The 22,705-nt window shown below is 60.8% G+C and carries 20 protein-coding genes; 16 read left to right on the top strand and 4 right to left on the bottom strand.

Features of this window, described 5'->3' with window-relative positions; all coding sequences use genetic code 11:
• Positions 1–60: 60 nt before the first annotated feature.
• From PVV54_RS21105 to PVV54_RS21065, 9 genes are all read left to right on the top strand, one after another.
• The gene (locus PVV54_RS21105) at positions 61–759 is read left to right on the top strand and encodes a response regulator (RefSeq protein ID WP_446731427.1); all 699 of its coding nucleotides are present in this window, start codon (positions 61–63) and stop codon (positions 757–759) included.
• Complete coding sequence (locus tag PVV54_RS21100; protein ID WP_274907096.1) at positions 740–2,194, top strand: ATP-binding protein; 1,455 nt, start codon at positions 740–742, stop codon at positions 2,192–2,194. The genes PVV54_RS21105 and PVV54_RS21100 overlap by 20 nt, the downstream gene beginning before the upstream one ends.
• Before the next feature lie 106 nt (positions 2,195–2,300).
• Complete coding sequence (locus tag PVV54_RS21095) at positions 2,301–3,551, top strand: D-mannose isomerase (RefSeq protein ID WP_274907095.1); 1,251 nt, start codon at positions 2,301–2,303, stop codon at positions 3,549–3,551.
• A 104-nt stretch (positions 3,552–3,655) separates the two neighbouring features.
• Positions 3,656–4,942, top strand: coding sequence for an ABC transporter substrate-binding protein (locus PVV54_RS21090; RefSeq protein ID WP_274907094.1), 1,287 nt, complete (start codon positions 3,656–3,658; stop codon positions 4,940–4,942).
• Between the two features lie 154 nt (positions 4,943–5,096).
• Positions 5,097–6,005, top strand: a complete 909-nt coding sequence (locus PVV54_RS21085; protein WP_274907093.1) for a carbohydrate ABC transporter permease — start codon at positions 5,097–5,099, stop codon at positions 6,003–6,005.
• Positions 5,998–6,843, top strand: a complete 846-nt coding sequence (locus PVV54_RS21080; RefSeq protein WP_274907092.1) for a carbohydrate ABC transporter permease — start codon at positions 5,998–6,000, stop codon at positions 6,841–6,843. The genes PVV54_RS21085 and PVV54_RS21080 overlap by 8 nt, the downstream gene beginning before the upstream one ends.
• A gap of 3 nt (positions 6,844–6,846) precedes the next feature.
• On the top strand, positions 6,847–8,001 hold the full coding sequence (locus PVV54_RS21075; protein ID WP_274907091.1) for an ABC transporter ATP-binding protein: 1,155 nt from the start codon (positions 6,847–6,849) through the stop codon (positions 7,999–8,001).
• Between the two features lie 41 nt (positions 8,002–8,042).
• The gene (locus PVV54_RS21070; RefSeq protein ID WP_274907090.1) at positions 8,043–9,386 is read left to right on the top strand and encodes a carbohydrate porin; all 1,344 of its coding nucleotides are present in this window, start codon (positions 8,043–8,045) and stop codon (positions 9,384–9,386) included.
• Positions 9,387–9,503: 117 nt separating this feature from the next.
• Complete coding sequence (locus PVV54_RS21065; RefSeq protein WP_274907089.1) at positions 9,504–10,358, top strand: D-hexose-6-phosphate mutarotase; 855 nt, start codon at positions 9,504–9,506, stop codon at positions 10,356–10,358.
• Here the strand turns inward: PVV54_RS21065 and hexR are convergent.
• Positions 10,351–11,214 (bottom strand): DNA-binding transcriptional regulator HexR, encoded by an 864-nt coding sequence (hexR, locus tag PVV54_RS21060; RefSeq protein WP_172960401.1) that lies wholly within the window; start codon positions 11,212–11,214, stop codon positions 10,351–10,353. The genes PVV54_RS21065 and hexR overlap by 8 nt on opposite strands.
• A gap of 212 nt (positions 11,215–11,426) precedes the next feature.
• Between hexR and zwf the strand changes: the two genes are divergently transcribed.
• The 4 genes from zwf (at position 11,427) to PVV54_RS21040 (ending at position 15,261) form a co-directional block, all read left to right on the top strand.
• The gene (gene zwf / locus PVV54_RS21055) at positions 11,427–12,896 is read left to right on the top strand and encodes a glucose-6-phosphate dehydrogenase (RefSeq protein ID WP_274907088.1); all 1,470 of its coding nucleotides are present in this window, start codon (positions 11,427–11,429) and stop codon (positions 12,894–12,896) included.
• Positions 12,883–13,596, top strand: a complete 714-nt coding sequence (gene pgl, locus PVV54_RS21050) for a 6-phosphogluconolactonase (protein ID WP_274907087.1) — start codon at positions 12,883–12,885, stop codon at positions 13,594–13,596. The genes zwf and pgl overlap by 14 nt, the downstream gene beginning before the upstream one ends.
• 17 nt (positions 13,597–13,613) lie before the next feature.
• On the top strand, positions 13,614–14,294 hold the full coding sequence (locus PVV54_RS21045) for a bifunctional 4-hydroxy-2-oxoglutarate aldolase/2-dehydro-3-deoxy-phosphogluconate aldolase (protein WP_274907086.1): 681 nt from the start codon (positions 13,614–13,616) through the stop codon (positions 14,292–14,294).
• A 232-nt stretch (positions 14,295–14,526) separates the two neighbouring features.
• Positions 14,527–15,261, top strand: a complete 735-nt coding sequence (locus PVV54_RS21040; RefSeq protein ID WP_274907085.1) for a monalysin family beta-barrel pore-forming toxin — start codon at positions 14,527–14,529, stop codon at positions 15,259–15,261.
• A 53-nt stretch (positions 15,262–15,314) separates the two neighbouring features.
• Here PVV54_RS21040 and leuA read toward each other — a convergent pair whose 3' ends face one another.
• The 3 genes from leuA to xseA form a co-directional block, all read right to left on the bottom strand.
• Positions 15,315–16,988 (bottom strand): 2-isopropylmalate synthase, encoded by a 1,674-nt coding sequence (gene leuA / locus PVV54_RS21035; protein ID WP_274907084.1) that lies wholly within the window; start codon positions 16,986–16,988, stop codon positions 15,315–15,317.
• 401 nt (positions 16,989–17,389) lie between these two features.
• Positions 17,390–18,217 (bottom strand): M23 family metallopeptidase, encoded by an 828-nt coding sequence (locus PVV54_RS21030; protein WP_274907083.1) that lies wholly within the window; start codon positions 18,215–18,217, stop codon positions 17,390–17,392.
• A 3-nt stretch (positions 18,218–18,220) separates the two neighbouring features.
• A complete protein-coding gene (xseA, locus tag PVV54_RS21025; RefSeq protein ID WP_274907082.1) occupies positions 18,221–19,600 on the bottom strand; it encodes an exodeoxyribonuclease VII large subunit in 1,380 nt (459 codons plus the stop codon).
• Between the two features lie 113 nt (positions 19,601–19,713).
• Here xseA and PVV54_RS21020 point away from each other — a divergent pair, with 113 nt between their 5' ends.
• The 3 genes from PVV54_RS21020 to guaB all read left to right on the top strand — a co-directional run bounded on the left by PVV54_RS21020 (position 19,714) and on the right by guaB (position 22,630).
• The gene (locus PVV54_RS21020; RefSeq protein ID WP_274907081.1) at positions 19,714–20,469 is read left to right on the top strand and encodes a sulfite exporter TauE/SafE family protein; all 756 of its coding nucleotides are present in this window, start codon (positions 19,714–19,716) and stop codon (positions 20,467–20,469) included.
• 47 nt (positions 20,470–20,516) lie between these two features.
• Positions 20,517–21,074, top strand: a complete 558-nt coding sequence (locus PVV54_RS21015; RefSeq protein ID WP_274907080.1) for a sugar ABC transporter ATPase — start codon at positions 20,517–20,519, stop codon at positions 21,072–21,074.
• Between the two features lie 86 nt (positions 21,075–21,160).
• Entirely contained in the window at positions 21,161–22,630 is a 1,470-nt protein-coding gene (gene guaB, locus PVV54_RS21010; protein WP_274907079.1) for an IMP dehydrogenase, read from the top strand.
• The last annotated feature ends 75 nt before the right edge of the window (positions 22,631–22,705 follow it).

Here is a 22,705-nt window from a genome sequence, read left to right as displayed (position 1 = left end):
AAGACCTGCGATCAAACAAGAGGGCGGGACACCTTGAGCACTGCCGGAAAGACGATCTTGATGGTCGATGACGATCAGGAAATCCGTGAACTGCTGCAAACCTACCTGAGCCGCGCCGGCTTTCACGTTCACGCAGAGCCCGATGGCCAAGGCTTTCGCCGCGCGCTGGAAGCCGCTGCCTGCGACCTGGTGATTCTCGATGTGATGCTGCCCGACGAAGACGGCTTCAGCCTGTGCCGTTGGGTGCGCCAGCATCCGCGGCAGTCGCGAGTACCGATCATCATGCTCACGGCCAGTTCTGACGAAGCAGATCGGGTCATTGGCCTTGAGCTGGGTGCCGACGATTACCTGGGCAAGCCCTTTAGCCCCCGTGAACTGCAAGCCCGGATCAAGGCCTTGCTGCGTCGTGCCGAGTTTGGTCAGGCTTCACCCACCACCTCCGTGCTGGCTTTCGATGACTGGCGCCTGGACATGGTCAGCCACCGGCTGTTCCACCGTGACGGTGAGGAAGTGATCCTCTCCGGCGCAGACTTCGCCCTGCTCAAACTGTTTCTCGATCACCCGCAACAGATTCTCGACCGCGACACCATTGGCAACGCTACCCGTGGGCGTGAACCGATGCCGCTGGACCGTATCGTTGACATGGCCGTCAGCCGCTTGCGCCAGCGCCTGCGTGACACCGACAAACCGCCGCGCCTGATTCGCACCGTGCGCGGCAGTGGTTACTTGTTGGCCGCCCATGTCTGCTGCGCTTCCTGAGCGGCGCTGGCGGTTGCTGCCGCGTTCGCTGCTGGGGCGCATGCTGCTGTTGACCTTGGTCGTGGTATTGCTTGCCCAAGGCTTGTCCAGCGTGATCTGGGTGGCGCAGTTGCGTGCGAGCCAGATTCAGGGGCTGCGGGCCAGTGCGGGTAGCCTTGCGCACTCCATGAGCGCAAGCGTCAGCTATTTTCGCTCATTGCCGGTGGCCTACCGGCCCATGGTGCTCGACCAGCTGCGTAGCATGGGTGGCACGCGCTTTTTCGTTTCGCTGAATGACAAGCCGCTGGACATGCCAGTATTGCCCGTCACCCCACGCAAACAGGCTGTCATCGATGTGTTCCAGCAAGTGCTGCACGAGCGGCTGGGCGCGCAGATGGAGGTTTCTGTCGAATTCGTGGCACCGGACGACCTGCGGATTTTCAACAGTGGCCTGAAACTCGACGAGCTGCCGCGCTCGTGGGCGCATTATTCGCTGACCCTTGAGCCGCTGAACCCACCTGTGCTGGTCACGCAGATCCGTCTGGGTGAGGGGGAATGGCTGTACATCGCTTCATTGTTGCCCGAGCCTTACACCAGCCTTGAGGCGGAGCGCTTGCCGCGTCAGCAGATCGGCTTCATCGTGCTGACCACTGCCATGTTGCTGTTGTTCATCGGCCTGCTAGTGCACTGGCAGAGCTGGCCACTCAAGCGCCTGGCCCGTGCTGCACGCGAGATGTCGCTAGGTGCGGACGTGGCGCCAGTGGCCGAAGGCGGCGGCAGTGAAGTGGTGGAGGTGGGGCGAGCGTTCAACAGCATGCGCGAGCGCATCAGCCGCTACCTTACCGAACGTTCGCAACTGTTCAGTGCCATTTCCCACGACCTGCGTACGCCGATCACGCGCCTGCGGCTGCGGGTGGAGCTGCTTGAGGATGAGCGCATGCAGGCCAAGTTCAGCCAGGACCTGGACGAACTGGAGCTGCTGGTCAAAGGGGCCTTGCAGTGCGTGAAGGACACCGATATCCACGAAAACATCGAGCCGGTCGACCTCAATCAGGTGCTGGAGATTCTTGCCGAGCCCTATCTGGGCGATGGTCGTATCCTCATGGAGGGGCGTGCGATGGCAGCCTACCCGGGCAAGCCTTTGGCGCTGCGCCGGTGCATCGGCAACCTGATCGACAATGCCATCAAGTATGGGGAACGTGCACGCCTGCGCATCATCGACAGTGCAGAAGGGTTTGTGCTGCAAGTGGATGACCAGGGGCCAGGTGTACCCCAGCAGCAGATGGAGCACGTGTTCGAGCCGCACTTTCGTCTGGCCGGGCAGCAGCAGGGGTATGGGTTGGGGCTGGGGATTGCGCGCAACATTGCTCACAGCCATGGGGGCGAAGTGAGCTTGTTGAACCTGCGTGAGGGTGGCCTAAGGGTGACGTTGTATCTGCCTCGGGGCGTGGACTGATGGCACCAATGTCACTGGCCCGTGACACATCCGCGTGCCTTCGTGACCTCCCGCTTGGCACGTCTGGATAAACTCACTGGCCAACGCGCAAGGAGCAAGCTGGCCCATGAACAATAACAATACCTCCTTTCACAGCTGGCTCGAATCTACCGAGCATAGGGGCTGGCTGTCGGCCGAAGGACAGCGTCTGCTGTCTTTTGCCAAAGCGTCTCAGGTGCCCGATGGTTTCGGCAACCTCGATGCCCAAGGCCATCTGCCACCTTCGGCCACTGCCGAAACGATGAACACCGCCCGCATGGCCCACAGTTTTGCCCTTGCTCAAATTCAGGGTGTTTCGGGGTGTCTGCCACTGGTTGAGCATGGTGTGGCTGCCCTGCGCGGCCCCTTGCACGATGCCCTTCACGGTGGTTGGTTCGCTCGCCCGCACGGCCAGGGTGATGACGGCAAGGCCGCCTACCTGCATGCGTTCGTCGCACTGGCCGCGAGTTCCGCCGTGGTGGCCGGAGCCACGGGCGCGCAAGGGCTGTTGGTGGACGCGATCCGCATTATCGAGGGCCGCTTCTGGAGCGAAGAGGAGGGCGCAATGCGTGAATCCTTTTCCCGTGACTGGCAGCACCCAGAGGCCTATCGCGGGGCCAACAGCAACATGCACGCCACTGAGGCATTTCTGGCGCTGGCCGATGTGACTGGCGATACCGTGTGGTTGGATCGTGCCCTGCGCATTGCCGAGCGCCTCATTCTCATCCATGCCACCGCCAACGGTTACCGCGTCATCGAGCATTTCGATGTGCAGTGGCAGCCCTTGCCGGATTACAACCGCGAAAATCCGGCCGATCATTTCCGCCCGTTTGGCACCACACCGGGCCATGCGTTCGAATGGTCGCGCCTGCTGCTGCATCTAGAAGCTGCACGGCGGCTGGCAGGGTTGCAGGTGCCCGAGTGGTTGCTTGGCGCTGCCCGTGGGTTGTTCGATAGCGCCTGCCGGCAGGCGTGGTGCGTCGATGGTGCCGCGGGCATCGTCTACACGCTGGACTGGGGCAACCGGCCGAGGGTGCGTGAGCGCCTGCATTGGGTACATGCCGAGGCCTGCGCCAGCGCGGCGGCGCTGCTGCAACGTACTGGCGAGCGCGCGTACGAGCGTTGGTATCGATGCTTCTGGGACTTCATTGATGGCCACTTCATCGATCGTGTCGACGGCAGCTGGCACCACGAGCTTGACCCCACAAACCGGTCTGCCGAGAGCATTTGGGCAGGCAAACCTGACCTCTACCATGCCTATCAGGCCGTGCTGTTGCCCGGGTTGCCCTTGGCGCCGAGCCTGGCTACGGGTTTGGCCCGCAATGTAACCAAACGATGACATTCACGCATCGCTTCGTTACCTGACGCGGCGAGCACTCTGATTAGACTCCATGCAATGCAAGCAACCGACTTGCCTGGCATAACAACAAGAAAGGTACTCCGATGAATTCCACGCTCCGTCTCGCTGCCGCGATCTCTCTCGCCTCTCTCCTTCCCTTGAGTGCTTCCGCCGCCGATTCCAAAGGCAGCGTCGAGGTGGTGCATTGGTGGACTTCTGGTGGCGAAAAAGCGGCTGTAGATGTGCTCAAGGCTCAGGTTGAGAAAGATGGCTTCACCTGGAAGGATGGTGCTGTTGCCGGAGGCGGTGGCGCCACGGCGATGACCGTGCTCAAGAGCCGTGCCGTGGCCGGCAATCCGCCAGGTGTCGCACAGATCAAGGGGCCGGATATTCAGGAGTGGGCTTCTACCGGCTTGCTCGACACGGACGTACTCAAGGATGTGGCCAAACAGGAGAAGTGGGATTCGCTGCTCGACAAGAAAGTCGCCGACACCGTGAAGTACGAAGGCGACTATGTAGCCGTGCCGGTGAACATACACCGCATCAACTGGCTGTGGATCAACCCCGAGGTGTTCAAGACGGCCGGTATCGAGAAAGCTCCGGCTACGCTCGACGAATTCTACGTCGCCGCAGACAAGCTCAAGGCTGCAGGCTTCATCCCGCTCGCCCACGGCGGCCAGCCGTGGCAGGACAGCACCGTGTTCGAGAGCGTGGTGCTCGCCGTAATGGGGGCTGACGGCTACAAAAAGGCACTGGTCGACCTGGACAATGCCGCGTTGACCGGGCCGGAAATGGTCAAGTCGCTGACCGAACTGAAAAAGATCGCCACCTACATGGACCCTGACGGCAAGGGCCAGGACTGGAACCTCGAAGCCGCCAAGGTCATCAACGGGAAGGCCGGCATGCAGATCATGGGCGACTGGGCCAAGAGCGAATGGACCCTGGCGAAGAAGACTGCTGGCACCGATTACCAGTGTGTGCCATTCCCCGGCACCGACAAGGCATTTCTCTACAATATCGATTCGCTGGCAGTGTTCAAGCAGAAGGACAAAGGCACTTCTGCAGGCCAGCAGGACATCGCCAGGAAGGTCTTGGGTGAGGACTTCCAGAAGGTCTTCAGTACCAACAAGGGTTCCATCCCGGTGCGCAACGACATGCTCGCTGACATGAGCAAGTATGGCTTCGATGCCTGCGCCCAGACGGCGGCCAAAGACTTCCTGGCTGACGCGAAAACTGGTGGCCTGCAACCGAGCATGGCGCACAACATGGCCACCACGCTGGCCGTGCAGGGCGCCTTCTTCGATGTGGTGACCAACTACATCAACGACCCCAAGGCCGACCCGGCCGATGCGGCGAAGAAGCTGGCGGCAGCGATCAAGGCGGCCAAGTAGCCGATCCCAGAACTGTAAACCCGGCCCGCCTTTGTGGGCGCGGGTTTACCCGAGAACAAGGGCGAAGCCCTTGCCATGCACCGAGGTGTCTTCATCGCGGGTAAACCCGCTCCCACAGGGGGCGTGGTGCTCTCAAGATCTTGGGAATCAAGCCATGACCACAACAACCGCCCAACTGCGGGCCTCACCCCTGGACGCGCTTCAGCGTTGGCTACCGAAACTGGTACTCGCGCCGAGCATGTTCATCGTCCTGGTGGGGTTCTACGGCTACATCCTCTGGACATTCGTACTGTCCTTCACCACCTCGACCTTCCTGCCAACCTACAAGTGGGCGGGCCTTGCGCAGTACACCCGGCTGTTCGACAACGACCGCTGGTGGGTGGCGAGCAAGAACCTGCTGGTTTTTGGCGGGCTGTTCATCGCCATCAGCCTGGCAATTGGCGTGCTGCTGGCGGTATTGCTTGACCAGCGTATCCGGCGCGAAGGGTTCATCCGCACCATTTACCTCTACCCCATGGCGCTGTCGATGATCGTTACCGGTACCGCATGGAAGTGGCTGCTGAACCCCGGCATGGGCCTGGACAAACTCCTGCGCGACTGGGGCTGGGAAGGTTTTCGCCTGGACTGGCTGATCGACCCTGACCGGGTGGTGTACTGCCTGGTGATTGCCGCCGTATGGCAGGCCTCGGGCTTTATCATGGCCATGTTCCTCGCCGGCCTGCGCGGCGTTGACCAGTCGATCATCCGCGCCGCTCAGATCGACGGCGCCAGCCTGCCGCGTATCTATTGGACCGTGGTGCTGCCAAGCCTGCGCCCGGTGTTCTTCAGCTCGCTGATGATCCTTTCGCACATCGCCATCAAGAGCTTCGACCTGGTGGCGGCAATGACTGCCGGGGGGCCGGGCTACTCCTCAGACCTGCCAGCAATGTTCATGTACTCGTTCACTTTCAGCCGCGGCCAGATGGGCATGGGCTCGGCCAGTGCCATCCTGATGCTCGGGGCGATTCTGGCGATTCTTGTGCCGTACTTGTACTCGGAACTGCGGAGCAAGCGCCATGCATAGCCCTGCCGAAAAGCCTCCGTTGAGCGCAAGCCGTATCGCCATTCACGCCGTACTGCTGGGCGCCGTGCTGTTGTACCTCGTGCCGCTGGTGGTCATGCTGCTGACCAGTTTCAAAACTCCGGAAGACATCAGCACCGGCAACCTGCTGAGCTGGCCGCAGGAAATTACCGGCATCGGCTGGGTCAAGGCCTGGGGTACGGTGAGTGGCTACTTCTGGAACTCGATCATGATCACCGTGCCAGCAGTGCTGATCTCCACGGCGATCGGGGCACTCAATGGCTACGTGCTGTCGATGTGGCGTTTCCGTGGTTCGCAGTTGTTCTTCGGGCTGCTGCTGTTCGGCTGCTTCCTGCCGTTCCAGACCGTGCTGCTGCCGGCCTCATTTACGCTCGGCAAGCTGGGCCTGGCAAGCACCACCACGGGCCTGGTGCTGGTGCACGTTGTCTACGGCCTGGCCTTTACCACGCTGTTCTTCCGCAACTTCTACGTGAGCATCCCCGATGCGCTGGTCAAGGCCGCGCGCCTGGACGGTGCCGGGTTCTTCACCATCTTCCGCCGCATCATCCTGCCGATGTCCACGCCGATCATCATGGTCTGCCTGATATGGCAGTTCACCCAGATCTGGAACGACTTCCTGTTCGGGGTGGTGTTCTCCAGCGGCGACTCGCAACCGATCACCGTGGCCCTGAACAACCTGGTCAACACCAGTACCGGGGCCAAGGAATACAACGTCGACATGGCGGCGGCGATGATCGCCGGCCTGCCAACCCTGCTGGTCTATGTGGTGGCAGGCAAGTACTTCGTGCGCGGCCTCACCGCCGGCGCCGTCAAGGGGTAAGACATGGCAACGCTTGAACTTCGCAATGTGAACAAGACTTACGGCAGCGGCCTGCCAGACACCCTCAAGGACATTCAACTGTCGATCAAGGATGGTGAGTTCCTGATCCTGGTCGGCCCTTCGGGTTGCGGCAAGTCAACCTTGATGAACTGTATCGCCGGGCTGGAAAACATCACCGGCGGTGCAATCCTCATCGACGAGCAGGATGTCAGCGGCATGAGCCCCAAGGACCGGGATATTGCCATGGTGTTCCAGTCCTACGCGCTGTACCCGACGATGAGCGTGCGCGAGAACATCGAGTTTGGCCTGAAGATCCGCAAGATGCCCCAGGCGGCCATCGACGAGGAAGTGGCGAGGGTGGCCAAGCTACTGCAGATCGAGCACTTGCTGGCGCGCAAACCCGCCCAGTTGTCCGGTGGCCAGCAGCAGCGGGTGGCCATGGGCCGGGCGTTGGCGCGGCGGCCGAAGATCTACCTGTTCGATGAGCCGCTGTCCAACCTCGACGCCAAGCTGCGGGTTGAGATGCGCACCGAGATGAAGCTGATGCACCAGCGGCTGAAAACCACCACGGTGTATGTCACCCATGACCAGATCGAAGCCATGACCCTGGGTGACAAGGTGGCGGTGATGAAGGACGGCATCATCCAGCAGTTTGGCACCCCTCAACAGATCTACAACGACCCGGCCAATCAATTCGTGGCCAGCTTCATAGGCTCGCCACCGATGAACTTCATCCCGGTGCGCCTGGCGAAGCAGGACGGCCGCTTGCTGGCGCTGCTCGACAGTGGTCAGGCCCGGTGCGAGCTGCCGTTGGGGCTGGCCGGTGACCAGTTGGACGGCCGCGAGATCATCCTCGGTATCCGGCCTGAGCAGATTGCACTGGGTGCAGGGGAGGGCAATGGCCTGCCGGGCATCCGTGCCGAAGTGCAGGTAACCGAACCCACCGGCCCTGACCTGCTGGTGTTCGTAACCCTCAATCAAACCAAGGTGTGCTGCCGGTTGGCGCCGGATGTGGCCTGCCGTGTGGGCGACAGCCTGAACCTGCAGTTTGACCCCGCGCGGGTACTGCTGTTTGACGCCGCCAGCGGCGAACGCCTGGATTTGAGCGCTGCCAACGCATCAACGAAGGACAACGTCACCCGCTTCAAGGGCCGTTGAAACGTCTACACCCATAAATAACAAAAAGAGGACGCAAAGGGATGGAACAGCGCAAACGCATCAGCACCTTGGGCTCGCTGGCCCTGCTTGCCATCGTCGGTAGCAACGGGGCGCAGGCTGCCGAAGCATTTTCAAGCGAGTCAAAATGGATGACTGGCGACTGGGGCGGTACCCGTACCGAACTGCTGGAAAAGGGCTACGACTTCACCCTCGATTACGTAGGTGAGGTGGCCGGTAATCTAAATGGTGGCTACAACGACGACAAGACTGCCCGCTACAGCGACCAGTTTGCCTTGGGCGCTCACCTGGACCTGGAGAAGATCCTGGGCTGGAACGACACCGAGTTCAAGCTGGCAATTACCGAGCGAAGTGGCCGCAACCTTTCCAACGACCGCATCAGCGACCCGCGTGCCGGGCAGTTCAGTTCGGTGCAGGAAGTGTGGGGTCGCGGCCAGACCTGGCGGCTGACCCAGATGTGGATCAAGCAAAAGTACTTCGACGGCGCCCTGGACGTTAAATTCGGCCGCTTCGGTGAAGGCGAAGACTTCAACAGCTTCCCCTGCGACTTCCAGAACCTGGCCTTCTGCGGCTCCCAGGTAGGCAACTGGGTGGGCGGCATCTGGTATAACTGGCCGGTCAGCCAGTGGGCGCTACGGGTCAAATACAACATCACCCCTGAGTTCTTCGTGCAGGTGGGGGCCTACGAGCAGAACCCGTCTAACCTGGAGACCGGTAATGGCTTCAAGCTCAGCGGCAGCGGCACCAAAGGAGCGATTCTGCCGGTAGAAATGGTCTGGTCGCCCAAGGTCAATGGCCTGCCTGGCGAATACCGTTTGGGTTACTACTACAGCACCGCCAAGGCCGACGATGTGTACGACGACATCAACGGCAACCCGCAGGCGCTTACCGGTGAAGCATTCAAGTCGCATTCGAGTAAGCATGGTTGGTGGGTGGTGGCCCAGCAGCAGGTAACGGCTCACGCAGGCGACATCAACCGTGGCCTTAGCCTGTTCGCCAACTTCACGGTGCACGACAAGGCCACCAACGTGGTCGACAACTACCAGCAAGTTGGACTGGTGTACAAAGGCGCCTTCGATGCCCGGCCCAAGGATGACATCGGCTTTGGCGTCGCCCGTATCCATGTCAACGATGACGTGAAGAAGCGCGCCGAACTGCTCAACGCCCAGAGCGGCATCGACGATTACGACAACCCGGGGTTCGTGCCCCTGCAACGCACCGAGTACAACGCCGAGCTCTACTACGGCTTCCACGTCACCAACTGGCTGACCGTACGGCCCAACCTGCAGTACATCAAAAGCCCCGGCGCTGTGGACGAAGTGGACAACGCACTGGTCGCCGGCTTGAAGATTCAGTCGTCATTCTGAGCACATTTGTTGTAAATTTACGCCAATCCAATCTCGGCTCCCGGCACCCACTGGCTTGCAGTGGTTGTCGGGGTAGGGTCGAGACAGCGCTATCTCAAACAACAAGAGCTTGGAACCATGCCTGAACATCCGCTACATCGCTTCTTTTCCACGCAACGGCCCAGGCCGACGTTCGAGTGGGAGCGTTACCAACAGCGCGATGTCCTGATCATCGACCACCCCCGTTGCCAGGCAGTGTTCAGCCGTCAGGGTGCGCAACTGCTGCACTTTCAGCCGGCCGGCGAGCGGCCATGGCTGTGGTGTGCCGAGCAGTGGCCACAGGTAGGGGCGATTCGTGGTGGCGTCCCGGTGTGCTGGCCTTGGTACGGTCGCCACCCCAGCGAAGACCTTTGGCCAGCCCATGGTTGGGCGCGCCTGCTGGACTGGAAGCTGGTGGACAGCCGTGAGGACGAGGAGGGCGTAACCCTGAAGTGGCGGCTGGACCTCTGCGACTGGCAGGTAGATCTGCATGCTCGCCTGGGGAACCGCATGGAGCTAAGCCTGAGCACCGAGCATCAAGACAGTGAGCCCTGTCAGCTGAGCCATGCGCTGCTGGCCTATTGGCGAATTAGTGACGTCTCCGAGATAGCGCTGTCCGGGCTTGAGGATATCGAAGGTTATGACCGCCTGAGCCGGCAGGCCTGCCGGGAAGAGGGCGCCCTGAAACTCAAGGGGGGCTGCCAGAAAGTCTACCCGGGCACCCCGCGCGTTCAGTTGCAGGACCCTGCCTGGCAGCGCGAACTGTGCATCGATACCGGCGACAGCGATGACACCGTGGTCTGGCACCCGGGCAATCGTCCGCTAATGGGCGTGAGCGGTCGCGAGAGCCAGGGTTTTGTCTGTGTCGAGGCGGCCAGCGGCAGCGGCGAGGGTTTGAGCCTTGCGCCCGGGCAGCGCGCGCACCTGCGGTTGCAGGCGCATCGGCTCAATTGAGTTCGTCGTCCTCGATGGGGTAGCGGCTGGCGTTGAGGCTTTCCTTGATCTTGCGCAGGTGTGGCTGGAAGTCCACGCCGCGGCGCAGGGTCATGCCGGTGGCCAGCACGTCGAGCACGGTGAGCTGGATGATCCGTGAGGTCATCGGCATGTAGATGTCGGTGTCTTCCGGCAGCGGAATGTGCAGGCTCAGGCTGCAGGCCTGGGCCAACGGCGAGCCGGCAGCGGTCAGGCCCAATACCGAGGCGCCATTTTCCCGGGCCACGCGCGCCACTTCGACCAGCTCCCGGGTGCGCCCGGTATAGGAGATGATCACGAACAGGTCACCGGTGTGGGCTACCGAAGCCAGCATGCGTTGCATGAGCACATCGGCGTGGGCTGACACCGCCAAATTAAAGCGGAAGAATTTGTGCTGGGCGTCGAGGGCCACCGGGGCAGAAGCGCCGAGGCCGAAGAAGTGGATCTGCCGGGCCTGGATCATCATGTCTACTGCCCGGCTGACCTGCTGAGGGTCCAGTTGCTGGCAAGCGCTGTCGAGCGAGGCAATGGCACTGCCGAAAATTTTTTGGGTGTAGGCTGCCGGGTCGTCGTCAGCCTCTACTGCGCGGCTCACATAAGCGGCGCCGCTGGCCAGGCTTTGCGCAAGTTGCAGTTTCAGCTCCGGGTAGCCGCTAACGCCGAATGAGCGGCAGAAGCGGTTGACGGTCGGCTCGCTGACCTTGGCCGCCTGTGCCAGTGCAGCAATGCTGAAGCGAGTGGCTTGTTGCGGGTTGAGCAGGATGACTTCGGCGACTTTGCGTTCGGCCTTGTTCAGCTCGTCCAGGCGGCCCTGGATCTGTTCCAGGAGGTTTCGCACGCGGTCCATGGGAGGGGTCCTTGGGTCGGGAAGACAGGCGGCTGCCGAAGCAGCAGGCCTTTTGCAGGGTGGTCTATCGTACTGTCGGCGCGATTGGCGCACCACTTGTCTGTAATGCTTGTGTCTAATGTTGTGGTTTTTACTACATTATCCCTTGAAAACCGTGAGTGAAAGCGGTATTCCTAGGCCAACTTTAGGAAAGAACCAACATCATGGCTGTGATCAGTGTCGAACCTTGCACCTTTGCCCTCTTTGGCGCCTTGGGCGACCTGGCGTTGCGCAAGCTGTTTCCTGCGCTTTATCAGCTCGACCGCGCCAATTTGTTGCACGCTGACACGCGCCTGCTGGCTTTGGCCCGAGAGGCCGGCAGTGCCGAAGACCACCTGAGCACCATTGAGGCCCACCTTCGTCGACATGTTAGCGAGGCTGACATTGAGCCTGCCGTGTTGGGGCGCTTTCTTGGACGTTTGAGCTATCAGCACCTCGATTTTCTGCAGCCAGAGGGTTATCTGGCACTGGCTGAGCAGTTAAAGGGCGATGAGCCGTTGATTGCCTATTTTGCAACCGCGGCTGCAGTTTACGGGGCGATCTGCGAGAACCTCGACAAGGCAGGCCTGGCTGGCCGCACTCGCGTGGTGCTGGAGAAACCTATCGGGCACGATCTGGAGTCGTCTCGCCGGGTCAACGATGCCGTAGCACGCTTCTTCCCTGAAAGCCGGGTCTACCGCATCGACCATTACCTGGGCAAAGAGACGGTGCAAAACCTGATTGCCCTGCGCTTTGCCAACAGCCTGTTCGAGACCCAGTGGAACCAGAATTCCATCTCGCACGTGGAAATCACTGTTGCTGAAAAGGTCGGTATCGAAGGCCGCTGGGGCTATTTCGACAAAGCCGGGCAGTTGCGCGACATGATCCAGAACCACTTGCTGCAACTGCTGTGCCTGATAGCCATGGACCCGCCCAGCGAACTGTCCGCCGATGCCATCCGCGACGAAAAAGTGAAAGTGCTGAAGGCCTTGGCGCCGATTACTGGCGAAGGCCTGAGCACGAGTGTGGTACGTGGCCAGTACATCGCCGGTTACAGCGATGGCAAACCGGTGCCTGGTTACCTGGAAGAAGAAAATTCCAATGCCCAGAGCGATACCGAAACCTTCGTCGCGTTGCGGGCCGACATCCGCAACTGGCGCTGGTCTGGCGTGCCGTTCTACCTGCGTACGGGCAAGCGCATGCCGCAAAAGCTGTCGCAGATCGTCATCCACTTCAAGGAAACCCCGCATTACATCTTTGCACCGGAACAGCGTTTGCAAATCGGCAACAAGCTGATTATCCGCCTGCAACCGAGCGAAGGCATTTCGTTGCGAGTGATGACCAAAGAGCAGGGCCTGGACAAGGGCATGCAGTTGCGGAGCGGCCCGTTGCAGCTGAATTTTTCCGACACCTGGCGCAGTACACGGATTCCGGATGCCTACGAGCGCTTGCTGCTTGAAGTGATGCGCGGCAACCAGAACCTGTTCGTGCGCAAGGACGAAATCGAGTACGCCTGGAAGTGGTGCGACCAGTTGATCGCCGGCTGGCGTAATGCCGGCGATGCGCCCAAGCCCTACGCGGCTGGGTCATGGGGGCCTATGAGCTCAATTGCATTGATTACACGCGATGGGAGGGCGTGGTATGGGGATATCTGAACTGCAGATGCCGGCGACGGTGAAAACCCATTCGCTCGCGGATGCCAGCACCTTGGCATCGACGCTGGCCCATGACGTGGCCGAGCGCCTGAAAGCAGCCATTGCCAGCAACGGCCAGGCCTGCCTGGTGCTGTCCGGCGGCCGTAGCCCGGTACCGTTTCTGGAGCAGTTGGCGCAGCAGCTGTTGGACTGGTCGAAAGTCACGGTAAGCCTGGCTGATGAGCGCTGGGTGCCTGTGGAGCATGCTGACAGCAATGCCGGTTTGCTGGCTCGTCACCTGTTCAAGGGGGCGGCGGCCAAGGCTCGCTTTATCGGGATCTACCAACAGGCCGCCAATCTGGAAGCCGCCGCCGAACTTGCTGATGCCGCACTGGCCAAATTGCCGGCCATCGATGTACTCGTGCTGGGCATGGGTGACGATGGTCATACGGCCTCGCTGTTCCCGAACAGCCCGAACCTCAAGGAAGGCCTCGACCTGCAAAGCCCTCGTCGATGCCTTGCCATGATGGCGCCGAGCGTGCCCCATCAGCGCTTGACCCTTACCCGCCCGTTGCTGGCCAGTGCCGCATTCATCGCGCTGTCCGTGCAGGGCCCGGGCAAACTCGCTACCCTGCGCGCCGCGCTGGCGGGCAACGAACTTACTGAAATGCCGATTCGCGCTTTCCTACACGACCCCCTGGACATCTACTGGTGCCCTTGAGCCAAGGATCAACTGTCATGACCACCCTTGAACGCCCACAGCCAAAGCTCTCGATGGACGAGAAAGCTGCGCGGATAGACGCCATTTGCAACCAGGCGCGCATCCTGCCGGTAATCACCATCGCCCGTGAGGAAGACATCCTGCCGTTGGCCGACGCACTGGCTGCCGGCGGCATCCGCACCTTGGAGGTGACTTTGCGCTCCCAGCATGGCCTCAAGGCCATCCAGGTACTGCGTGAGCAACGCCCGGAGCTGTGTGTGGGCGCGGGCACCGTGCTTGATCGCAACATGTACGAGGCGGTCGAAGCTGCGGGTGCGCAGTTTGTTGTTACACCGGGTATTACTCAGGACATTCTCCAGGCCGGTGTGGACAGCGGTATCCCGTTGCTACCCGGCATTAGTACCCCATCTGAAATCATGATGGGGTACGCCTTGGGCTACCGCCGTTTCAAGCTGTTCCCTGCCGAGATCAGTGGTGGCGTGGCAGCGATCAAGGCTTTTGCCGGCCCGTTCGGCGATATCCGCTTCTGCCCTACGGGCGGGGTTAACCCGGCCAATGTGCGCAACTACATGGCGTTGCCCAATGTCATGTGCGTGGGCGGTACCTGGATGCTCGATAGCAGCTGGATCAAGAACGGTGATTGGGCGCGGATCGAGCAGTGCAGTGCGGAGGCGATTGCGCTGCTGGACGCCAACTGAATTTATTGTGTGCTTTACAGTTTATGGGGCGCTTGGTCGGCGCCCCCTTTTTTTGCCTGTCACTTTTGTGCTTTGAAACTGGGTGGTCTGAAATCCAAGTAGTGTTGATCAGTTACGCCTTTCTGCCTGTTCACAGCTCATGAAACCAGAAGCCTTTCCTTATTATAAGGCTGAGCAGCAATCACTAAGATGGCGTTTCAGGTTTGACTGCTGGCCATCTAGGAGGCGTTTTATGGGAGTCGTTACTCCAGAAACGATCAATGCTTTTCGTAATTATGAGCGCAAGCGCGGAAGTTTCGAAGTTGAGAGTCATTTATATGGCACTGAAGGGGAAATCAATCCCGGTTGCTGGGTGATTGGCGATACAGTGTATGGCGATATGTACCTCGGGGACCAGAATTGGGGAACCTTCTCACGGCCAGTATTCGCTTATCTCGTGCACTTGGGGCTGGCGCGTGTTCCCAGTAGCGTGACCCATACAGAGCAGGTTTCCTCGGTAGAGGGATACAGCAAGTCATTTACGTCTGCTCTGGAAACTGAAGTTCACCTGGGGGCAGGCTTTTTGGGTAGCGTTCTAGGCGGGAAGTTGACATCCAGTATGACTGAGGGGATTAGTCATTCAACGACTAAATCCCGTGAGATTGAAATTGTAGGGCCGGGGGTTTTTCACTTTTATCAGATGCACATGGTGTTCGCTCATTGCCTGACGGGGGCTGGAAAATTTATTGATTTCTTTAAGTATGCTCAGGCGAGACACGTCACAAGCCGTAACTCTACGGACCTTTGTATTTTGACATCTATTGCCACCAGTTCACTCATTACTGTGGCGGCTAGAAATGCAGTCAAGCCGTTGGAGTGGGAGGAAATTCAAGCGGCGTGTTTGATGACGGCATATAAGTTTCCCGTCAATAATGGCATGTGGAGATTTAATTACGACGCCTACAATCAGCCGGGCAGCTGTTATTAAATAGTGCTGAAAAAAAACCGCATCGTAGATGCGGTTTTTTTCAGCTGCAGATATCAGGCTGCTTTGGCCTCTTGCTGGCTCAGCGACCGGTTCAGTGCACTGAACAGCGCCTTGAAGCTGGCAGTGGTGATGTTTTCATCGATACCCACCCCGTGTACCGGACGACCACCGGCCACGCGCAGCTCGATGTAAGCCGCCGCCTTGGCATTGGTGCCCGCGCCAATCGCGTGCTCGTTGTAGTCCATGATCTCAACCGAGATTGGCAGGCCGGCAACCAACGCTTCCAGTGCGCCATTGCCCTTACCGCGCCAGTGCAGCGTGGTCTCGCCTTCCCCGGCGACTTCCACTTCCACAGCGCTGTGGCCGTTTTCTTCCTGCAGGCGGTGGCTGACCAGCGCATACGGGCTGTTGGCCTGGAGGTATTCCTTGTGCAGCAGGCTGTAGATCTGCTGGGCAGTCATTTCCAGGCCCAGACGGTCGGTTTCACCCTGGACCACCTGGCTGAACTCGATCTGCATCCGGCGCGGCAGGCTGATACCGTATTCCTGCTCAAGCAGGTAGGTGATACCGCCTTTGCCGGACTGGCTGTTGACGCGAATCACCGCCTCGTAGCTGCGGCCAATATCGGCCGGGTCGATCGGCAGGTACGGCACTTCCCACAGTTCGCCTTCCTGTTGCTTGGCGAAGCCCTTGCGGATGGCGTCCTGGTGCGAGCCGGAGAACGCAGTGTGGACCAGGTCACCAACGTATGGGTGACGTGGGTGCACCGGCAGCTGGTTGCACTCTTCCACCACTTTGCGCACGCCATCGATGTCGGAGAAGTCCAATTGGGGGTCGATGCCTTGGGTGTAAAGGTTCAATGCCAGGGTTACCAGGTCGACGTTGCCGGTACGCTCGCCGTTGCCGAACAGGCAACCTTCGGCGCGGTCGGCGCCAGCCATCAGGCCCAACTCGGTGGCAGCGATGCCGGTGCCACGGTCGTTGTGGCAGTGCAGGCTGATGATCACGCTGTCACGGCGGCTGATGTTACGGCAGAACCACTCGATCTGGTCGGCGTAGATGTTCGGGGTGGCGACTTCCACGGTGGCTGGCAGGTTGAGGATGAGCTTGTGCTCAGGGGTCGGGTTCCACACCTCGATCACTGCATCACAGACTTCCTTGGCGAATTCCAGTTCGGTGGCACTGAAGGTTTCTGGCGAGTACTGGAACGTCCACTGGGTTTCCGGTTGCTGGGCGGCGTATTTGACGAACAGCTTGGCCGCGTTCACCGCGATGTCCTTCACGCCCTGCTTGTCCTGATTGAAGACAATGCGGCGGAACGACGGGCTGGTGGCGTTGTACAGGTGGACAATGGCCTTTTTCGCGCCGCGCAGCGACTCGAAGGTCCGGGCAATCAGGTCTTCACGGGCCTGGGTGAGCACCTGGATGGTGGTGTCGTCCGGGATGTGGCCGTCTTCGATCAGGGTGCGCACGAAGTCGAAGTCGGTCTGCGAGGCAGACGGGAACGAGGCTTCGATTTCTTTAACGCCAACCTGCACCAGGGTCTTCCAGAAGCGCAGCTTCTTCTCGGAGTCCATCGGCTCGATCAGCGACTGGTTACCATCACGCAGGTCGGAGCTGCACCAGATCGGCGCGGCGGTGATGGTTTTCGACGGCCAGGTGCGGTCGGGCAGGTCGATGGTCGGGAAGGCGCGGTACTTCTTCGATGGGTCTTTGAGCATGGTCATGGAAGCAATCCTTTTGTGTGCGGCCGAGATCGGGGCCTGCCGGGCGATAACAAGATGAAGAGGCGAGGCGACGCGAATCAGCCTGGTAGTCGAGCGCTGACCAGGCAGAGGCTGCGATGTTGTCGGAGCAGAATGAGGGTGCTGAAGGTTTTCATGCTTTCAACCCTAACCAGTGGGGTGGGGGATGGCAAGCGTTTGGAGAAAATTGAGAGGAATGCTTAAAAAAGTCGCCATGGCGAGATTTTGTGGCTTACTTTTTATGGATGTGGTCTTTTTGTTGCGCAGTGTTTTTCGAAGGCGCAAGACATGGGAAGCAGTTGACCTGTGCTGCCCCCATCGCGGATAAATCCGCTCCTACAGGCCTGCAGGAGCGGATTTATCCGCGAAGGGGCAGCGCTGTTTCAGGGTTGGAACGCCCCAATGAAAATCGCCGGATCCACCCGCGCGTCGTTCAAGCTCACGTTCCAGTGCATATGTGGCCCGGTCGCGCGCCCGGTCGACCCCACACGCCCGACCACCTCGCCCCGGCGCAGTTGCTGCCCCACGCTCACATCAATCTTCGACATATGGCAGAACATGCTGATAAAGCCTTGGCCATGATCGACGAACACGGTGCGGCCATTGAAGAAGTAATCCCCGACCAGAATCACCTTGCCGTTGGCCGGGGTCTTGATCGGTGTGCCCGCGGGCACTGCGAAGTCCAGCCCCGCGTGCGGGTTGCGCTCTTCACCATTAAAGAAACGGCGCACACCAAACTTGCTCGACAGTGGCCCGTTGACCGGCTTGTCGAGGATCAGGTTGCTCGGCAGGTTAGGGCTGAAGCTGCGGTAAGCGGCAATCTGCTCGGCCAGTTCGCGGTCGATGCGCTTGAGGTCTGCCGGGTTCGGGTTGACCTGGCGCGTATTCTTCAGGGTGATGCGCTGCTCGGGGTACTTCTTGCTGCCCACGCTGAATGTCAGGTTGCGGCCACCTTGGGTCACTACGGCGGTACCGGGTTTCTGGGTCAGCGGAATCCCCACAATCGCCAGCCAGTTGTTTTGCTCCTTCACGACCAGCACCGGCTTGCCGTCAAAGCGTGCGCTTGGCGCGGCGGCTGCCGGGCCGAGGTCGACCACCGCCACGCCGCCGGGTACCGGTTTGTTCAGTGTGCGGGTGATGTAGCTGGCCTGGGCGCCGCCAGCCAGCAACAAGAGGGAGAGGGCGAGCAGGGGGGCGATCAGGCGGGGCATTTATCAGTCCAGTAAGGAGAGAGTGACCGGGGTCAGGTGGTTGTCCTCGACCCGCACTTGCAGTTCGCCTTCGTTGAGGCGGGCGGTCAGTCGTTGGCCGTTGCGCGTTTGTTCAGCGCTACGGATGGCATTGCCTTGTTCGTCGAGCAGGATGCTGTAGCCGCGAGCCAGTGTCGCCAGCGGGCTGACCACCTGCAGCGTCTGCAATTGCGCCTGAAAACGCTGGCGACGGTCTTTGATGACCTCGCGCATCGCCCGTGGCAGGCGTTCGGCAAGGCTGTCCAGGCGCTGCCCGAGCAGTTTCAGGTTGCGCCCCGGGTGCTGGGCTGCAAGGCGTGTCTCCAGCCGCGCCAGGCGCTCGCGGCGCTGGTTCAGGTTGAGCATGAAGGCCCGGCGCAAGCGCATGTCCAGGTCATCCAGGCGTTGGGCTTGTTGGCGCAAGCGCTCGCCGGGGTGACGCAGGCGCCGGGTCAGTGAGTCCAGGCGCAGGTGATCGTGAGCCAGGCGATTGCGCATGCGCAGCAGCAGGCGCCGCTGCAGGCTCTCGAGCTGTTGCTGCAGGCCACTATTGTCCGGGGCCAGCAGCTCGGCGGCGGCTGACGGCGTCGGCGCACGAACGTCAGCCACGAAGTCGCTGATAGACACATCAGTTTCATGGCCCACGGCGCTGACGATGGGCGTGACGCAGGCTGCCACCGCACGGGCAACGGCTTCTTCGTTGAAACACCACAAGTCTTCGAGCGAGCCACCACCGCGGGCGAGGATCAGTGCATCGAAGCCCATGCGGTCGGCCTGCTGCAGGGCGCGGACGATCTGGTTGATGGCTTCGCGGCCCTGGACGGCAGTCGGGATCAGGTTCAGTTCTACCTGTGGCGCACGGCGGCGGAATACGCTGATGATGTCGCGGATCACAGCGCCGGTGGGCGAGGTGATGATGCCGATGCGTTGCGGATGGGCTGGCAGCGGTTTTTTGCGCTCGGTGCTGAACAAGCCTTCGGCGCCGAGCTTTTCCTTCAGCGCCTCGAAGGCCAGGCGCAGCGCACCGTCACCGGCAGGTTCGACGGTATCGAGGATCAGCTGATAGTCGCCGCGCCCTTCAAACAGCGAAACCTTGCCACGCACCCGCACCGCCAGGCCATCGCGCAGGGCCTGGCGCACGCGCAGGGCGTTTTGCCGGAACAACGCGCAGCGCACCTGGGCACCGCTGTCCTTTAGGGTGAAATACATGTGGCCGGAGGCCGGGCGGGCGAGGTTGGAAATTTCGCCTTCTACCCAGACGCTACGGAACACATCTTCCAGCAGCACCCGGGCGCGGCCGTTGAGTTGGCTGACGGTAAGGACTTCGCGGTCCAGGCCGAGGCGTTCGAAGGGGTCTTTGATCATGGTGGGCATCTTAATGGAGTGATGCCGGGTTGTCTGTTTCGTTGTGTGAGCATTTATGCATGAGGCCGGGAAAGATGGCCTAACCTGTGCGCACTGCCTTTGGAAATCGCACCATGCTCGCCCAGCTTTCGTTCGCTGTCTTCGACTGGTTTTGCATCTTCTTCGCCATCGCCTGTGCCTACATCGTCTTCGGTATCGCCGGTTTCGGCACCGCGCTGGTGGCAGGCCCCGTGCTCATCCACTTCATGCCGCTGTCGCGCATCATCCCGTTGCTGGTGCTGCTGGACTTCGTGGCGGCTTTCGGCAACCTGCTGCCGTCGCGTCGTGACGTGGTGCGCAGCGAGTTACTCCGCCTTCTGCCGTGCATGGCGCTGGGCTGCACACTGGGCGTGATTTTCCTGCTGCATCTCAAATCCGACCTGCTGTTGCTGTTGATGGGGTTGTTCGTGACCGCCTACGCGATCTATGGCTTGGCGGTGAAGGTGCGGCCGGCCAGGCTTTCAAGTACCTGGGCAATACCGATGGGCACGGTCGGCGGGCTGTTCGGGGCGTTGTTCGGCAGTGGCGGCTTCCTTTATGCGATCTACCTCAGCGCGCGGCTGGATATCAAAGAACACGTGCGCGCTACCCAGAGCGCCTTGATCAGCTGCAGCACCATTGTGCGTCTGTCGCTGTTCCTCATTGCGGGTGTTTACGCCGACAGCAGCCTGCTGTTGCTGGCTGGCTGCCTGTTGCCGGTTATGTGCCTGGGGCTCTGGGTCGGGCGGCGGTTGACCCTGAAACTGTCCCGCGAGGCCTTTGTACGGCTGGTCACCTGGCTAGTGTTGGCCAGCGGCCTGGCGCTGATAGGTCGCTACCTGAGCGGCTGAGCGGTAGAATTGCACCAATATCGAAGTTCGCAGGCCCTGCACCGTTCATGAATACCCAGAGCATCATTGTCCCCAAACTGTCCACCGTGCCGGTGCACGAAGCCCGGGCCCGCGCCATCCTGCGCTGGCTGGTGCGCGAGAAGATCGTCGAAGAGCAACTCACCACATGCGGGCGCACCGGTAACCGTATGGGGCATGCGCTTGCTGAGGGTGCCCGCAAAATTGCACTGCACCCGGAAAAGCTGCCGTTGGGTGAGCAGCTCAATGGCCTGGAAGTGGTGCTCAAACGCTGCATCTACACGCCGACAGACGGTTTTGTGGAAGAAGCGGGCTGCCCTGAGTGCCGGCGCGAGGTAGGTGAGCCGCTGTTCGAAAGCCTGGAGGAGTGGATGCCGGGCGTAAGCGACAACTTCACCTGCCCGCTGTGCGGCTTTGAAGACGACATCAATGGCTTCATTTTTCTACAGCCATGTGCCTTTTCCAACCTGGGGTTCATCTTCAACAACTGGGGCGAGGCCGGTTTTACCCAGGCCTTTCTCGACAGCTTCGCCGACTGGCTGGATCAGCCGGTGGCGGTTGTGCAGGTAAAACTGCCACAAGGCTGACCGAAGGCCCTTATTTTGCATTGAGCGGCGCGCCGTGGATGAGTATAATGGCGCGCTTCCATTTTTCCCGCCCGGGAGCCCCCGCGATGCTGCGTATCAGCCAAGAAGCCCTGACCTTCGACGATATCCTCCTTGTACCTGGCTATTCCGAGGTACTGCCCAATGAAGTCAGTCTCAAGACCCGTTTGACCCGTGGCATCGAGCTGAACATTCCACTGGTTTCCGCCGCCATGGATACCGTGACCGAAGCGCGTCTGGCCATCGCCATGGCTCAGGAAGGCGGCATCGGCATCATCCACAAGAACATGACCATCGAACAACAGGCCGGCGAAGTCCGCAAGGTCAAGAAGTTCGAGGCTGGCGTGGTCAAGGACCCGATCACCATCGACGCCGACGCCACCGTGCGCGACCTGTTCGAGTTGACCCGCCTGAACAACATCTCCGGCGTGCCGGTGCTGGCCAACGGCGACCTGGTCGGTATCGTCACCTCCCGTGACGTACGCTTCGAAACCCGCCTGGATGCCAAAGTCCGCGACGTGATGACGCCGAAAGAGCGCCTGGTCACCGTGCGCGAAGGCGCCGACAAGAACGAAGTCCGCGAGCTGCTGCATAAGCACCGCCTGGAAAAAGTCCTGATCGTCGACGACAAGTTCAGCCTCAAGGGCATGATGACCGTCAAGGACATCGAAAAGGCCAAGGCCTACCCGCTGGCCAGCAAGGACGACCAGGGTCGCCTGCGCGTCGGCGCTGCGGTCGGTACCGGCAAAGATACCGGCGAGCGCGTTGCTGCCCTGGTTGCCGCCGGCGTTGACGTGGTGGTGGTCGACACTGCCCACGGCCACTCCAAAGGCGTGATCGATCGTGTTCGCTGGGTGAAAGAGACCTACCCGCAAGTGCAGGTGATCGGCGGCAACATCGCCACCGGCGCCGCTGCCAAGGCCCTGGCTGAAGCGGGCGCTGACGCAGTCAAGGTCGGTATCGGCCCAGGCTCGATCTGCACCACCCGTATCGTTGCCGGTGTAGGCGTACCGCAAATCAGCGCTATCGCCAACGTCGCCGCCGCACTGGAAGGCACTGGCGTGCCACTGATCGCCGACGGCGGCATCCGCTTCTCCGGTGACCTGTCCAAGGCCATCGTTGCCGGTGCTTCCTGCGTGATGATGGGGTCGATGTTCGCCGGTACCGAAGAAGCACCGGGTGAAGTCGAACTGTTCCAGGGCCGCTCGTACAAAGCCTACCGCGGCATGGGCTCGCTGGGTGCCATGGCACAGGCGCAAGGCTCGTCCGACCGTTACTTCCAGGACTCCTCGGCCGGCGCCGAGAAGCTGGTACCGGAAGGTATCGAAGGTCGCGTACCTTACAAAGGCGCACTGGCGGCGATCATCCACCAGTTGATGGGCGGCCTGCGTTCGTCCATGGGCTACACCGGCAGCGCGACCATCGAAGAGATGCGCACCAAGCCGGAGTTCGTGCGCATCACCGGTGCCGGCATGGCCGAGTCCCACGTGCATGACGTGCAAATCACCAAAGAAGCCCCGAACTACCGCGTAGGCTGAGGCTTCAAGCAACACTAGCAAGCGGGGCTGTCATGACAGCCCCGTGTCGTTTCCGATTTCCACTGACGAGATTGA

Source organism: Pseudomonas sp. PSKL.D1, from assembly GCF_028898945.1.
Lineage (GTDB): Bacteria > Pseudomonadota > Gammaproteobacteria > Pseudomonadales > Pseudomonadaceae > Aquipseudomonas.
The sequence above is the reverse complement of the archived record's forward strand: the minus strand, read 5'-3'. Positions and strand labels throughout refer to the sequence as shown.

Coding starts and splice junctions, on each gene's coding strand:
- PVV54_RS21105 (WP_446731427.1), top strand. CDS start 61: ATGGTCGATGACGATCAGGAAATCCGTGAACTGCTGCAAACCTACCTG.
- PVV54_RS21100 (WP_274907096.1), top strand. CDS start 740: ATGTCTGCTGCGCTTCCTGAGCGGCGCTGGCGGTTGCTGCCGCGTTCG.
- PVV54_RS21095 (WP_274907095.1), top strand. CDS start 2,301: ATGAACAATAACAATACCTCCTTTCACAGCTGGCTCGAATCTACCGAG.
- PVV54_RS21090 (WP_274907094.1), top strand. CDS start 3,656: ATGAATTCCACGCTCCGTCTCGCTGCCGCGATCTCTCTCGCCTCTCTC.
- PVV54_RS21085 (WP_274907093.1), top strand. CDS start 5,097: ATGACCACAACAACCGCCCAACTGCGGGCCTCACCCCTGGACGCGCTT.
- PVV54_RS21080 (WP_274907092.1), top strand. CDS start 5,998: ATGCATAGCCCTGCCGAAAAGCCTCCGTTGAGCGCAAGCCGTATCGCC.
- PVV54_RS21075 (WP_274907091.1), top strand. CDS start 6,847: ATGGCAACGCTTGAACTTCGCAATGTGAACAAGACTTACGGCAGCGGC.
- PVV54_RS21070 (WP_274907090.1), top strand. CDS start 8,043: ATGGAACAGCGCAAACGCATCAGCACCTTGGGCTCGCTGGCCCTGCTT.
- PVV54_RS21065 (WP_274907089.1), top strand. CDS start 9,504: ATGCCTGAACATCCGCTACATCGCTTCTTTTCCACGCAACGGCCCAGG.
- zwf (WP_274907088.1), top strand. CDS start 11,427: ATGGCTGTGATCAGTGTCGAACCTTGCACCTTTGCCCTCTTTGGCGCC.
- pgl (WP_274907087.1), top strand. CDS start 12,883: ATGGGGATATCTGAACTGCAGATGCCGGCGACGGTGAAAACCCATTCG.
- PVV54_RS21045 (WP_274907086.1), top strand. CDS start 13,614: ATGACCACCCTTGAACGCCCACAGCCAAAGCTCTCGATGGACGAGAAA.
- PVV54_RS21040 (WP_274907085.1), top strand. CDS start 14,527: ATGGGAGTCGTTACTCCAGAAACGATCAATGCTTTTCGTAATTATGAG.
- leuA (WP_274907084.1), bottom strand. CDS start 16,988: ATGACCATGCTCAAAGACCCATCGAAGAAGTACCGCGCCTTCCCGACC.
- PVV54_RS21030 (WP_274907083.1), bottom strand. CDS start 18,217: ATGCCCCGCCTGATCGCCCCCCTGCTCGCCCTCTCCCTCTTGTTGCTG.
- xseA (WP_274907082.1), bottom strand. CDS start 19,600: ATGATCAAAGACCCCTTCGAACGCCTCGGCCTGGACCGCGAAGTCCTT.
- PVV54_RS21020 (WP_274907081.1), top strand. CDS start 19,714: ATGCTCGCCCAGCTTTCGTTCGCTGTCTTCGACTGGTTTTGCATCTTC.
- PVV54_RS21015 (WP_274907080.1), top strand. CDS start 20,517: ATGAATACCCAGAGCATCATTGTCCCCAAACTGTCCACCGTGCCGGTG.
- guaB (WP_274907079.1), top strand. CDS start 21,161: ATGCTGCGTATCAGCCAAGAAGCCCTGACCTTCGACGATATCCTCCTT.